Origin of the sequence: Compostimonas suwonensis, from assembly GCF_002797855.1 — a bacterium.
GTDB classification, from domain to species: Bacteria; Actinomycetota; Actinomycetes; order Actinomycetales; family Microbacteriaceae; genus Compostimonas; species Compostimonas suwonensis.
Genome location: NZ_PGFB01000001.1, coordinates 343,466 through 355,827 on the forward strand (window position 1 = coordinate 343,466; position 12,362 = coordinate 355,827).

Annotated in this window: 13 protein-coding genes and 2 tRNA genes; 6 read left to right on the plus strand and 9 right to left on the minus strand. The window is 67.2% G+C overall.

Annotation, left to right across the window (positions count from 1 at the left end):
• Window position 1 precedes the first annotated feature (1 nt).
• The 4 genes from CLV54_RS01525 to pknB are packed head-to-tail and all read left to right on the plus strand — an operon-like array spanning window position 2 to window position 6,359.
• Window positions 2-1,393: an FtsW/RodA/SpoVE family cell cycle protein gene (locus CLV54_RS01525; RefSeq protein ID WP_245861226.1), complete on the plus strand. Its 1,392-nt coding sequence runs from the start codon at window positions 2-4 to the stop codon at window positions 1,391-1,393.
• Window positions 1,390-2,844, plus strand: a complete 1,455-nt coding sequence (locus tag CLV54_RS01530; protein WP_100343190.1) for a peptidoglycan D,D-transpeptidase FtsI family protein — start codon at window positions 1,390-1,392, stop codon at window positions 2,842-2,844. Before CLV54_RS01525 ends, CLV54_RS01530 begins: the two co-directional genes overlap by 4 nt.
• A complete protein-coding gene (locus tag CLV54_RS01535; protein ID WP_100343191.1) occupies window positions 2,841-4,577 on the plus strand; it encodes a protein kinase domain-containing protein in 1,737 nt (578 codons plus the stop codon). Before CLV54_RS01530 ends, CLV54_RS01535 begins: the two co-directional genes overlap by 4 nt.
• A gap of 60 nt (window positions 4,578-4,637) precedes the next feature.
• Window positions 4,638-6,359: a Stk1 family PASTA domain-containing Ser/Thr kinase gene (gene pknB / locus CLV54_RS01540; protein WP_100343192.1), complete on the plus strand. Its 1,722-nt coding sequence runs from the start codon at window positions 4,638-4,640 to the stop codon at window positions 6,357-6,359.
• A gap of 50 nt (window positions 6,360-6,409) precedes the next feature.
• Here the strand turns inward: pknB and CLV54_RS01545 are convergent, their stop codons facing one another.
• The 3 genes from CLV54_RS01545 to CLV54_RS01550 are packed head-to-tail and all read right to left on the minus strand — an operon-like array spanning window position 6,410 to window position 8,073.
• Entirely contained in the window at window positions 6,410-7,063 is a 654-nt protein-coding gene (locus CLV54_RS01545; protein ID WP_100343193.1) for an anthranilate synthase component II, read from the minus strand.
• Window positions 7,060-7,218, minus strand: a complete 159-nt coding sequence (locus tag CLV54_RS17655; protein WP_170061939.1) for a hypothetical protein — start codon at window positions 7,216-7,218, stop codon at window positions 7,060-7,062. Before CLV54_RS17655 ends, CLV54_RS01545 begins: the two co-directional genes overlap by 4 nt.
• Window positions 7,219-7,224: 6 nt before the next feature.
• Complete coding sequence (locus tag CLV54_RS01550) at window positions 7,225-8,073, minus strand: class E sortase (RefSeq protein WP_211294406.1); 849 nt, start codon at window positions 8,071-8,073, stop codon at window positions 7,225-7,227.
• Between the two features lie 136 nt (window positions 8,074-8,209).
• On the opposite strand from CLV54_RS01550, the gene CLV54_RS01555 reads away from it, so the two are divergent.
• The gene (locus CLV54_RS01555; RefSeq protein WP_100343194.1) at window positions 8,210-8,455 is read left to right on the plus strand and encodes a cell division protein CrgA; all 246 of its coding nucleotides are present in this window, start codon (window positions 8,210-8,212) and stop codon (window positions 8,453-8,455) included.
• Between the two features lie 295 nt (window positions 8,456-8,750).
• Here CLV54_RS01555 and CLV54_RS01560 read toward each other — a convergent pair whose 3' ends face one another.
• The gene (locus CLV54_RS01560) at window positions 8,751-9,599 is read right to left on the minus strand and encodes a rhomboid family intramembrane serine protease (RefSeq protein WP_100343195.1); all 849 of its coding nucleotides are present in this window, start codon (window positions 9,597-9,599) and stop codon (window positions 8,751-8,753) included.
• An 85-nt stretch (window positions 9,600-9,684) separates the two neighbouring features.
• On the minus strand, window positions 9,685-10,224 hold the full coding sequence (locus CLV54_RS01565) for a peptidylprolyl isomerase (protein ID WP_100343196.1): 540 nt from the start codon (window positions 10,222-10,224) through the stop codon (window positions 9,685-9,687).
• A gap of 145 nt (window positions 10,225-10,369) precedes the next feature.
• Between CLV54_RS01565 and CLV54_RS01570 the strand changes: the two genes are divergently transcribed.
• The gene (locus CLV54_RS01570; RefSeq protein WP_100343618.1) at window positions 10,370-10,906 is read left to right on the plus strand and encodes a hypothetical protein; all 537 of its coding nucleotides are present in this window, start codon (window positions 10,370-10,372) and stop codon (window positions 10,904-10,906) included.
• A 110-nt stretch (window positions 10,907-11,016) separates the two neighbouring features.
• Here CLV54_RS01570 and CLV54_RS01575 read toward each other — a convergent pair whose 3' ends face one another.
• From CLV54_RS01575 to CLV54_RS01590, 4 genes are all read right to left on the minus strand, one after another.
• On the minus strand, window positions 11,017-11,439 hold the full coding sequence (locus CLV54_RS01575) for an NUDIX hydrolase (protein WP_100343197.1): 423 nt from the start codon (window positions 11,437-11,439) through the stop codon (window positions 11,017-11,019).
• 87 nt (window positions 11,440-11,526) lie between these two features.
• Window positions 11,527-11,973 carry a DUF7832 domain-containing protein gene (locus CLV54_RS01580; RefSeq protein ID WP_100343198.1) on the minus strand — a complete coding sequence of 149 codons (447 nt, stop codon included), beginning with the start codon at window positions 11,971-11,973 and terminating at the stop codon, window positions 11,527-11,529.
• 122 nt (window positions 11,974-12,095) lie between these two features.
• Window positions 12,096-12,168 (minus strand) — tRNA-Ala (locus CLV54_RS01585).
• Between the two features lie 51 nt (window positions 12,169-12,219).
• Window positions 12,220-12,293: transfer RNA gene (locus tag CLV54_RS01590), tRNA-Ile, on the minus strand.
• Window positions 12,294-12,362 lie beyond the last annotated feature (69 nt).

Consider the following 12,362-nt stretch of genomic DNA (forward strand, 5'->3'; position numbering starts at 1 on the left):
CATGGATGCATCGCCCCGACGCACGAGCGCGAACCCCACGGCACCGATCCGTCGTATCCGCCTGCCCAAGAAGCTCCGCAACCTCGAGCTCGCGCTCATCGTCTTCGCGTGCGTGATCAACGCAGGCTCCATCGTGCTCGTGCAGCTCGGCGCCCTCGGGCACATCGACACCCAGCTCGTGATGCTCGGTGCCGGGCTCTCGGTGCTCGTGCTCATCTTCCACGTGATCATGCGCTATCTGGCGCCCAACGCCGATCCGTTCATCCTGCCGATCGCGACCGTGCTCAACGGCCTCGGCATCGCCGAGATCTACCGCATCGACATCGCCGAGGGCGACTCCGGCTGGCAGAGCGCGGCCGTGCGGCAGATCGTCTGGACGGCCATCGCGATCGCCTGCGCCATCGCCGTGATCGTGATCGTGCGCAACCACCGCGTGCTCTTCCGCTACACCTATCTCGCGGGCCTGGTCGCCGTCGTGCTGCTGCTCCTGCCCCTCGTGCCGGGTCTGGGCCGCGAGGTGAGCGGGGCCAAGGTGTGGATCAGCTTCGGGGATTTCGCGACCTTCCAGCCCGGTGAGATCGCGAAGATCGCCCTGGCCGTGTTCTTCGCCGGCTACCTCGTGCGCATCCGCGACAGCCTCAGCATGGTGGGCACCAAGTTCCTGGGGATGACCTTCCCGCGCTTCCGCGACCTCGGGCCGATCCTCGTGGTGTGGGCCCTCTCGATGTCGGTCATCATCTTCCAGCGCGACCTCGGAACGGCCCTTCTGTACTTCGGGCTCTTCCTCGTGATGCTCTACGTCGCCACGGGGCGGCTCAGCTGGGTGCTGCTCGGTCTCGTGCTCTTCATCGGCGGCGCCCTGATCGCGAGCCAGACCCTCGACTACGTCAACGGCCGGTTCACGAACTGGCTCGACGCCTTCAGCCAGGCGAGCTTCGACGCCGACGGCGGGAGCTATCAGCTCGTGCAGGGCATCTTCGGGCTCGCCAACGGCGGGCTCATCGGCACCGGCCTCGGCCAGGGGCGACCCGACCTCACCCCCGTTCCGCAGAGCGACTACATCATCGCGAGCCTCGGCGAGGAGCTCGGGCTCGCCGGCATCTTCGCGATCCTCGCCCTCTACCTGCTCTTCGTCAGCCGCGGCTTCCGCATCGGCTTCGCCGGACAGGACGACTTCGGCAAGCTGCTCTCGGTGGGGCTCGCCTTCGTCGTGGCCCTGCAGTGCTTCATCGTCATCGGCGGCGTCACGCGGGTGATCCCGCTCACCGGGCTCACGACGCCGTTCCTCGCGGCGGGCGGTTCCGCGCTCGTCGCCAACTGGATCATCGTGGGCCTCCTCCTGCGCATCAGCGACACCGTGCGCAACCAGCCCCGGATGGTGGTGGGCCCGTGAACCGTGAACTCAAACGCGTGAGCGTCGTCGTGCTCGTGATGTTCCTGGCCCTGCTCGGCTCGAGCACGGTCATCCAGGTGCTGCAGGCCGACAACCTGAACGCCGACTCCCGCAACACCCGAACCCTCTATGCCAGTTACTCGACCGAGCGCGGCCCCATCCTCGTGGGCGGCCAGCCGATCGCCCAGTCCGTGCCCACCGACGACAACTACAAGTTCCAGCGCGAGTACCCGCAGGGAGTGCTCTACGCGCAGGTGACCGGCTACATCCCCGTCAACGGCGAGGCGACCGGCATCGAGGCATCGCTCAACGACTACCTGAGCGGCACCTCCAACCAGCAGTTCTTCAACAAGATCAACAGCATCCTCACCGGCAAGAAGCCCCAGGGCGCCTCCGTCGAGGTCACGATCGACGCCACGGCTCAGCAGGCCGCCTACGACGCGCTCGGCGACTACCAGGGCTCGGTCGTCGTGACCGAGCCGAAGACCGGGCGCATCCTCGCGATGGTCTCCAAGCCCGGCTTCGACCCGAACGTGCTCGCCGTGCACGACGGCGAACAGGTCATCAGCGCCTACGACGAGCTGCTCAACGCACCCGGGGATCCGCTCATCAACCGCGCCATCGGCGGCGACCTCAACCCGCCCGGATCGATCTTCAAGCTCGTCGTGGCATCCGCTGCGCTCGAATCGGGCAAGTACACGCCCGACAGCAGCTTCCCCAACCTGGGCGAGTTCCAGCTGCCCGGCAGCTCGAGCGTCGTCATCAACTCGGGCGGCGGAACCTGCGGCGGCGGCAGCACCGTGACGATCGCCACGGCGATCGCGCTCTCGTGCAACATCCCGATGGCCGAGCTCGGCATCGAACTCGGCAGCGGGCCCATCCGCGAGATGGCCGAGAAGTACGGCTTCAACGTCGAGCACGAGATCCCGATGACCGTCGAGGCGAGCACCTACCCGGTCATAACCGACGACGCATACACGGCTCTGTCGGCGTTCGGCCAGTACGAGGTGCGCGCGACGCCCATGCAGATGGCCATGGTCGTCGACGGCATCGCGAACGGCGGAGTCGTGATGGCGCCGAACCTCGTGCAGTCGATCACGGAGCCGAATCTGACTCCGATCGAGACCTTCGAGCCGAAGGAATACAGCCGCCCGATCAGCGAGAAGACCGCCCAGGAAATCACCCAGATGATGGTGCGGTCGGTCCAGAGCGGGGCGGCGACTAATGCAACAATAGACGGAGTCAGCGTGGCCGGTAAGACGGGCACCGCCGAGAACGGGGCAGACGATCCCTACACTCTGTGGTTCACCGGATTTGCCCCTGCAGAGGATCCGCAATACGCAGTCACAGTCCTCGTGGAGGACGGTGGTGGTCTCGGCCAGACTGGATATGGCAACGGGATTACTGCTCCGATCGCAAAACAGGTACTAGAGGCGGTGCTGAATAAATGAGACCCACAGCAGGGCTCACCTTCGGGGGACGATACGAGCTGCAATCGCGCATTGCGATCGGCGGCATGGGCGAGGTGTGGCAGGCCACAGACCTCGTGATCGGTCGTACCGTCGCGATCAAGATCCTGAAAGACGAATACCTCGGAGACCCCGGGTTCCTCGAGCGGTTCCGGGCCGAGGCGCGTCACGCCGCCCTCGTCAACCACGAGGGCATCGCGAACGTCTTCGACTACGGCGAGGAAGAGGGCAGCGCCTACCTCGTTATGGAGCTCGTGCCGGGTGAGCCGCTCTCGGCGATCCTCGAACGCGAGCACGTTCTCAGCACCGACCGTGTGCTCGACATCATGGCCCAGACCGCGGCCGCTCTGCAGGCTGCGCACTCCGCTGGCCTCGTGCACCGCGACATCAAGCCCGGCAACCTGCTCATCACCCCCGAGGGCCGGGTCAAGATCACCGACTTCGGCATCGCGCGCATCGCCGATCAGGTTCCGCTCACGGCGACCGGTCAGGTCATGGGAACCGTGCAGTACCTCTCACCCGAGCAGGCGAGCGGCCACCCGGCGTCACCGACGACCGACATCTACTCCCTCGGCATCGTGGCCTACGAGTGCCTCGCCGGCCGCCGCCCCTTCACGGGCGAGTCGCAGGTCGCGATCGCGATGGCCCAGATCAACGAGGCGCCGCCCGAGCTGCCCGTGACCGTCGCCGTGCCCGTGCGCAACTTCGTGCTCGCGTGCATCGCGAAGAACCCCGCCGACCGTCCGGCCTCCGCCGCGCATGTCGCCCGCGCGGCTCAGGCGCTGCGCCGCGGGGACATCGCCGCGGCCGCTGCCGCCGTTCCGGCGATCCTCGGCGGCGCGGCGGCGCTGCCCACCCAGGCGACGACGCTCCTTCCCTCGTCTGCGCCGACCCAGGCGACGACCCTGCTCCCCGCCGGCGCGCCGCTCGACGAGCAGGAGGAGCCACTCGAGAAGAAGAAGCGCAGCCCGTGGACGTGGCCGCTCATCGCGCTCATCGCGCTTCTGGCGATCGCGCTCGTCGGCACGATCATCGCGATCCTCATCCCCCAGGGCGGCGGCACCACACAGCCTTCGCAGTCGACCACCTCATCGTCGACCCCGTCCAGCACCCCCACGCGGACGAGCACTCCGACGACGACCCCGACTCCCACGACGGTCACCGTCACCGAAGACCAGTTCCTCGGCAAGTCGAGCGGCGAGGCGCGCGACATCCTGCAGAACGAAGGCCTCGTGGCCGACGTGCAGCAGGGCAACGCGGCGACCACGCCCGAGCAGGTCGACACGGTCTACTCGGTCAACCCGACCGGGAACCTGCAGGAGGGCGCGACCGTCACCCTCAAGGTCTACGGGCCGATGGCTGCGATCACCCCGCCGAGCTCCTCACCGGCGCTCAACGGCGGCGGCCCGACCTTCGAGCCGAACGCGAGCGTCAAGGTCAAGTGGGCGGCCGGGCAGTGCCCCGCCGGCCAGGAGCTCACGGGCTACAAGCTCTACTCCAACGATCCGAGCGTCTCGATCCCCAACGCCGGAAGCTTCCAGGCCTCGGTGACAGACACGACGATCACGGCGGGCAGCGACTCCTTCAGCCTCACCTACACCTTCTTCTGCGGGCCGGTCGAGTCGGGGCAGTCACCTCCGCTCGACGTCACAGTGCAGGCGGCCTCGAACCCGACGAACACGCCCGCGGGTGACGAGGGCGACGGACAGGGATAGCCTCACGTCGTCCCATTACACTGTCGGTAGTTCTTTCACTGCCATACCTGGAGTTGCACCGTGACCGAAGACACTCGCCTCGTTGCGGGCCGCTATCAGGTCGGTGAGCTGGTCGGCCGGGGTGGTATGTCAGACGTCCACAAGGGCGTCGACACACGCCTCGGGCGCACCGTCGCGATCAAACTCCTGAAGACCTCCCTCGCGACCGACCCCGTCTTCCGCACGCGCTTCCGCCAGGAGGCGCAGGCGGCGGCGAGGATGGCGCACCCGACGATCGTGCGCGTCTTCGATGCGGGCGAGGAGACCATCACCGGTCCGGGCGGCGCCGAGGCGCAGCTGCCGTTCATCGTCATGGAGTACGTCGAGGGCACGCTCCTGCGCGACATCATCAAACGCGGGCCGCTCGACCCGAGCGAGGCCGTGCGGATCACCGAGGGCATCCTCACGGCTCTCGAGTACTCCCACCGGGCGGGAGTCGTGCACCGCGACATCAAACCCGGCAACGTGATGATCACCAAGACCGGCCAGGTCAAGGTCATGGACTTCGGCATCGCCCGGGCGATCTCCGACTCGTCGACGACCGTCGCGCAGACGACGGCGATCCTCGGGACGGCATCGTACTTCTCGCCCGAGCAGGCGAAGGGCGAGACGGTCGACGCGCGAACCGACCTCTACTCCACGGGCGTCGTGCTCTTCGAGATGCTCACCGGCAAACCGCCGTTCCGCGCCGAGACCCCCGTCGCGGTCGCCTATCAGCACGTCAGCGAGACTCCGGTCAAGCCGAGCAGCATCAACTCGAGGGTCTCGCCGGCACTCGACACCGTCGTCATGCGCGCCCTCGCGAAAGACCGCTTCGAGCGGTACCAGAGCGCTGCCGAGTTCCGTGACGACGTGGAGATCGCCGGCCAGGGCCGGGTCCCCATCCACAAGACCTTCGACGAGACGGCGGGCCTCTTCGGAGCGCCACCACCACGCACCTCCGGCTCCGAGCTCGCGCTCAAACAGCTCACCGAAGACGACAGGATGGTCCGCACCCAGAACCGGCCGCCCGTCGTCTGGATCTGGGCGGGCATCGCGAGCATCGCGGTGATCATCTTCGCCGTCGTGTTCTGGGTGCTCAGCCTCACGCCCACCCAGGTTCTGCCCGACACCTCCCGTGAGGTCCCGAACCTCGCAGGAATGACCTACGACCAGGCACAGACGGCCCTGCAGGAGGACGACCTCGCCGCGACGCGTGTCGACGTGCCGAGCGAAACCGTAGAAGTCGACCAGGTCATCGAGACGATGCCGCCGGCCGGAACGATCGTCTCGCCCGGCCAGGTCGTCAAGGTCTCCGTCTCGACCGGCAAGCAGCCGGTGGAGATCCCCGATCTCACCAACCTCCCGCTGGGTCAGGCCGAGGCCGCTCTCGCCACCGCCGGGCTGACCCTCGGCACGGTCGACAGGGAGAACTCCCCGACGGTGCTCGCCGACGTCGTGCTGCGCTCCGACCCGGCGGCGAAGGCGGCCGGCCACGCCGGCGACACCGTGAACCTCGTCGTCTCGAGCGGCGTCGTCACGATCCCGGATGTCGTCGGCCAGCCCCTCGGCTCGGCCACGGTCGTCCTCACGGGCGAGAGCCTGCAGCTCGTCGTGACCCCCCAGCCCGATCCCGCCTGCCCGGCGCAGCCGGGGTCACCGGTGACCCAGCAATCGCTCGCCCCGGGCGATGTTCCGCAGAAGTCGGCGGTCACCCTCACCTACTGCGCGGGCGACGCACAGCCGGAGGCTCCGGCCGGCTGACCCGAGCCCTGCTGAAGGCCCCCGCGCGGCTGCAGCCCCGCATTCGGCCTCTAGTCGCGCCCGGGCTCGCTCAGACGCACGAGCGGGTTGAGCGAACGCGCCGCCTCACGCGCGGCGGGCAGACCGGCGACCGCCAGCCAGTTGCCGAGCATCCGGTACCCGCCCTCGGTCAGCACCGACTCCGGGTGGAACTGCACACCGTAGATGTGCGCCTCGCGGTGCCGAAGACCCATGATGACTCCCCCGCTCGTGCGCGAGGTCACCTCGAGCTCGAGGGGAACCGTGCCGTCGACGACGGCGAGGGAGTGGTACCGCGTGGCCGTGAACGGCTGAGGCACCCCGTCATAGAAGTCGCTGTCGTCATGGCTGATGAGCGAGGTCTTGCCGTGCATGAGCTCTTCGGCGTTCGTGACCGTGGCGCCGAAGGCCTCGGCGATCGCCTGATGCCCGAGGCACACTCCGAGCAGCGGCGTGCCGGTGCTCAGCGCCGCGCGCACGAAGGGGATCGAGGTTCCCGCGTCGGCCGGCTTACCGGGCCCCGGCGAGAGCAGCACCGCGTCGTACTCGGCGATGCGCGCCGCTACGTCGGATGCCGGGAAGAGATCGTTGCGCACGACCTCGGTCTCGGCGCCCAGCTGCAGCAGATAGCCGTTGAGGGTGTAGACGAAGCTGTCGTAGTTGTCGACGACGAGGACGCGGGTCATCCGCCCACCGTCGCTTCCTGCGGGTTGATCATCTGGTCGACCCAGGGGAAGACCCAGGTCGCGAGCACGAAGAGCACGGCGGCCACGAGGATGAGCACGAAGATGATGCGCAACCAGACCGGTCCGGGAAGGATTCTCCACAGCGATGCGTACATGTCTTTTTATCCTTGAGCTTGGACGTCGGCGTTCACGGCCGCGGCGATGTCGGCGGGCGGGCCGGCCGAGGTCGGCTGCCACGACTCGAAGACGCCGTAGGCGATGATGCGTTCCGCCGTCGAGTACAGGGGGTTGCAGCTCGTGAGCGTGATGATGCGGTCGGTGGGCGCGATGCCGTCGACACCGGGAACCGGGTTCAGCACGTCGACCTGGGTGTCTTGCACGTACTCCAGGTCACGGAAGCGATAGGTGTACCAGCCGTCTTGCGTCTGCACGTAGATGGGGTCGCCGAGCTGGAACTCGTTGATGAGATGCATACCGCCGCCGTAGGCGCTGCGGTGGGCGGCCACCGCGAAGTTGCCGACCTCGCCGGGCATCTGGGTTCCCGGGTAGTGGCCGATGCCGAGGTACTCGCTGTTGAGCACGTTCGTTCCCGTGCCCTCCGCGATCTTGCGGGGCTTGTTGATGTCGTAGCGCGGGATGTAGAGCACCGCGAAGGCCTCGCCATCGGTCGGGGCCGCTCCGACCACGGGGTCGCCGTAGCCGACGGCGGGGTCGGGCGGCGGGGCGGTCGGGTCTTGCGTCGCGCGATCGTTCTCGATGAACTGCTGGGTGAGGTCTTGCGCCGCCGAGGCCTGTTGGTTCGACATGATCCAGTCGTTCCACCAGAGCTGCCAACCCAGGAAGAGCAGGACGACGACACCTCCCGTGATGAGCACTTCGCCGAGCACGCCGAAGAAGGTCGGCCGTGATCTGCGTCGCCTGTTGCGCGGGCGCCGCATCGGTGTGTCGTCGTTTCGCCGGGGGTTCGGATCGTCGCGGGGCACACCGAGCTCATCAAAGAGGTCAGTCATGGCAGAATTCTATCCGGCGAAGTCGACGTGTCTTCCGTGAGTTCGCCGTGTGCCGGAGTGGGGGCCGGGCGCGCCCGGAGCACCGTGACGGATGTGCGCCATCCACCGGTTGCGCCGACACTGTAGAATCTCCCACATGGCACGCGCGAAGACCAACACCAAGCCCGTACGGACGGACGAGTCCACCTCCGGAGAGCAGGCCCCCAACCCGGTGTGGTTCAAGCCGGTCATGTTCGGCTTTATGCTGCTGGGGCTGGCCTGGATCATCCTCTTCTACGTGAGCCAGGGCACTCTGCCCGTCAAGGATCTCGGTTCGTGGAACATCCTCATCGGCTTCGGCATCGCCTTCGTCGGCTTCCTCATGACAACACGCTGGCGCTGAGGCCATTCCTCCCCTCGCCCGACTCGCGTGATCCCGGCGGTTCACGCACCCGCCCTTCACGCACCCCGTAGGCCACCCGCGTAGCTCGCGCACTCCGGGTCACGGCATCCACCGGTCTGCCACCCGGTCCCTCCGGCCCTCCGCTCGCAGCGATTCGAGCCGCCGCGCCGCTCCCGTCTCAGCGCACGCGCGCACTCCGACGGGCAGGATGTCACATGCTTCGTGTCACGCACACGGGGTACAGAGCAATTACACCGGTGTAACTATCCCCACTGTTAATAAACCTGTGGATAACTCAGACGAGGGTGTAGCCCTTGATGACGCTGGCGACGATGAGCACGACCGCGAGCGCGACGAGAAGCGTGATCTGCAGCCCCTTCTGGTTGCGGCGCCGCGTCTCGGTGAAGATGAGGCCCACGAGCGCACCGCCGACGAGTCCGCCGAGGTGCGCCTGCCACGCGATGTTGAAACCCGGGATGAATCCGATCACGAGGTTGATCGCCAGCAGCACGAGCAGCTGCGCGCTGTTGCCGCCGAGCCTGCGCTGGATCACGAAGAAGGCGCCCATGAGGCCGAAGATGGCTCCGGATGCCCCGACCACGGGAACTCGCGGGTCTGCCAGCAGCAGCACCCCGACCGAGCCGGCGAGCCCGCTGATGAGATAGAGCGAGAGGAAGCGGATGTGGCCGAGATAGCTCTCGAGGAGCCGGCCGAAGATCCACAGCGTGTACATGTTCAGCAGGACGTGCAGATAGAACGAGGTCGAGTGCACGAACACCGCCGTGAGGAGACGCCACGGCTCGAACAGCACCGGAGTCGAGTAGACGCCCGCGTATTGGAGCGCCTGGGTGACCCCCAGTCCGGGTATGAGCTGCAGCACGAACACCAGGATGGTGACCGCGATGAGCACATAGGTGACGGTCGGGCGCCCCTCGCCGGTCAGGCGGGTGAGCACCCGGCGCTTCTTGATGCGCGGAGCCGACTGCCTCTGCTCCTTCATGCACTCCGGGCAGATGACGCCGACCGCGCCCTGCGTCTGGCATTCGGGGCAGATCGTGCGACCGCATCGCTGGCACAGCACGAAGCTCTGCCGGTCGGGATGCCGGTAGCAGTAGTTGTCCCGGGACGCGGGGGCCTCGGTCACGGAGTCCTCTTCGGGGAGCTAGGGGTTGAGGTGCGGATTCGCGGACGTCGGGAGCTCAGACGCCCAGGAGCTCGAGGAGCTCGGGTCAGACGTTCTCGACGGTGACCGATTCGATCACGACATCGTCGAGCGGGCGGTCGCGGCCGTCGGTCGGGACCTTGCCGAGCTTGTCGACGACCTGGCGGGAGGCCTCGTCGTCGACCGAGCCGAAGATCGAGTGCTTGCCCTGCAGCCAGGTGGTCGGGCCGACGGTGATGAAGAACTGCGAGCCGTTGGTGCCGCGGCCCCCCTGGATGCCGGCGTTGGCCATGGCGAGCACGTAGGGCTCGGTGAAGTCGAGCTCGGGGTTGATCTCGTCGTCGAACTGGTATCCCGGCCCGCCGATGCCCTGACCGAGCGGGTCGCCGCCCTGGATCATGAACCCGGGGATGATGCGGTGGAAGATCGTTCCGTCGTACAGCTTGTCGGTGGAGACCTTGCCCGTGGTGGGGTGGGTCCACTCGATCTCGCCCGTGGCGAGGCCGACGAAGTTCTTGACGGTCTTCGGGGCGTGGTTGCCGTAGAGGTTGACCTTGATGTCACCGTAGTTGGTGTGGAGCGTAGCGACGGCCGTGTGCTTTGACATGTGTCAATTCTTGCACAGCGCCCACGCGCAACCCCCTCGTGCCAGTTCCGCTCACCGCTGAATCACGGCCGGCTCGCAGAGCGCTCACGGCGCTTTCAGTGGCAAGATGGTACCTGTTCGTTACACGACGTCAATGGAGGTCCAGATGAGTCTGTCACGCAAGCGCCGCAAAGAACTCAAGCGCCTCAGGGGAACGGCCGAGGATCTCTGGCGCGACCAGCAGGCCGTCATCGACCGGGCCAACGCGATCGCCCGCGAGGCGAGCCGCCAGGTCGGCAACATCACCCGCGAGCAGGTCTCGCCGCGTGTGAAGGACACCCTCGACCAGTACGTGCGCCCGAACCTCGAGCGGGGCATGTCGCTGAGCCGCACAGCCGCGGACTCCGCCAAGCGCCAGTTCGTCGGAAACGTGCTCCCCGCGGTGGGCACGGCGATCGGCACAGCGCTCAGCGTCGCCGACATCGCGAAAGACAGTCGCGTGCGCGCGGCCGTCGACCGCTTCAACAAGCAGAACGTCGTTGTGAAGAAGTCCGGCCCGGGCTTCGGAACCTACCTCGCGATCGGGCTCGGCATCGTCGCCGCGGCCGGTGTCGCGTACGCCGTGTGGCAGACCTTCCGGGCCGACGACGAGCTCTGGGTCGCCGACGACGAGGGCGACCCGCTGGTGGGCCCGGCCGAGTAGAGCAGCTCGAGACTCGCGCAGATACGCCGGGGGCGGGATCCACAACACGGATGCCGCCCCCGGCGTTTTTCGATGTCGCGGTGTTCGAGCGGCCGCAGCGCGTCGAACGGCTAGATGCTCACCCCGGCGAACCGCAACCCCACATCGACGAGCCCGACGCGGTCGAGAGCGGCGACCTCCTCGAGCGGGAACCAGGCGGCGCGGTCGGTGCTGCCGCCGATCTCGTCGGTGAGCTCGCCCGAGACGACCCGGGCGCGGTAGACGATCCGGAGCGCGTGCAACGGCACGCCTTCGCCGTGGGTGCGGCGCGCGGCATCCACGACATGGGAGTTGATGCCGATGAGCTCGCCGAGCTCGGCCGTGTAGCCCGTCTCTTCGAGGATCTCGCGGAGCGCGGCATCCGCGGGGTCTTCGCCGGGGTCGATGCCGCCGCCCGGCAGGGTCCAGCCGGAGTGGCCGTTCTCGTTCCAGTGGGCGAGCAGCATGCGCCCGCCTTCGATGATGACGCCGTATGCCGCTACTCGGATGTCCACCCGACCACGATACGTGATGCGGCTTCGAGCACTACGGGATGCGCAGCGAGTCGAGCAGACGATCGAACGTCGTGCGTGCGGACGCGTTCACAGATAGCTCGGCGAGCCCGCGGCCCTCCAGCCGTCGAAACGCTCACGGATGTGCGGCGCGATCCGGTCGAAGTTCGACCAGCTGTCGGCCACCTCGTAGATCTCCTCGGCATCCTCGTCGAAGACGTCGACGTAATCGTCGACGTAGGGCGAGTCGTCGTCTTCGCCGGCGTAGTATGCGACGGCGAACGCATTGCCCTCCTCATCGAGCTGGTCGTCGACGAGCGCGCCGTCGAGCAGGAGGATGAACGCGCCGGGGGTGATCTCGCGCTGCATCAGCTGGGCGACATCCTCACCCGCATCGTCGAGCAGTTCCTCGCTCGCGAGATCGGCCAGCACGCACCAGGTCAGGAACATGCCGATGTGGGTCGCTGCCGCGGACCGGGGCAGACCCTCGGGGAACTCCCCGTCGTAGTGCCAGGAGGCGTCATCGTATTTCACCACGCTCCGAGGATAGCCGCCTCCCCAAGCCCGCGAGTGGTCGCGAATCGGGGGTGTGGGCCGTTCTGCACCCCCGATTCACGTCCACTCGCGCGATCGTGGAGTCCAGTTGGAGAGTCAGAGGGTGGAGCCTAGGGGAATCGAACCCCTGACCTCCTGCTTGCAAAGCAGGCGCTCTACCAATTGAGCTAAGGCCCCTCAACCGACCAGGGGATGCACCCCTGTGGAGTGATCCCCGTGAGGGTTTTGTGGGGATACCAGGACTTGAACCTGGGACCTCTTCGTTATCAGCGAAGCGCTCTAACCGCCTGAGCTATATCCCCGATTGGGCAGATTAGAGACTACCCGAAGCTTCCCGTTTCTCCCAATTGGCCGTGTGCGAGAACACGCTC

What these genes read in the sequence shown, in the direction of transcription:
- CLV54_RS01525 (WP_245861226.1), top strand. Translation starts at nt 2, where the DNA reads ATGGATGCATCGCCCCGACGCACGAGCGCGAACCCCACGGCACCGATC.
- CLV54_RS01535 (WP_100343191.1), top strand. Translation starts at nt 2,841, where the DNA reads ATGAGACCCACAGCAGGGCTCACCTTCGGGGGACGATACGAGCTGCAA.
- CLV54_RS01545 (WP_100343193.1), bottom strand. Translation starts at nt 7,063, where the DNA reads ATGACCCGCGTCCTCGTCGTCGACAACTACGACAGCTTCGTCTACACC.
- CLV54_RS17655 (WP_170061939.1), bottom strand. Translation starts at nt 7,218, where the DNA reads ATGTACGCATCGCTGTGGAGAATCCTTCCCGGACCGGTCTGGTTGCGC.
- CLV54_RS01550 (WP_211294406.1), bottom strand. Translation starts at nt 8,073, where the DNA reads ATGACTGACCTCTTTGATGAGCTCGGTGTGCCCCGCGACGATCCGAAC.
- CLV54_RS01555 (WP_100343194.1), top strand. Translation starts at nt 8,210, where the DNA reads ATGGCACGCGCGAAGACCAACACCAAGCCCGTACGGACGGACGAGTCC.
- CLV54_RS01565 (WP_100343196.1), bottom strand. Translation starts at nt 10,224, where the DNA reads ATGTCAAAGCACACGGCCGTCGCTACGCTCCACACCAACTACGGTGAC.
- CLV54_RS01570 (WP_100343618.1), top strand. Translation starts at nt 10,370, where the DNA reads ATGAGTCTGTCACGCAAGCGCCGCAAAGAACTCAAGCGCCTCAGGGGA.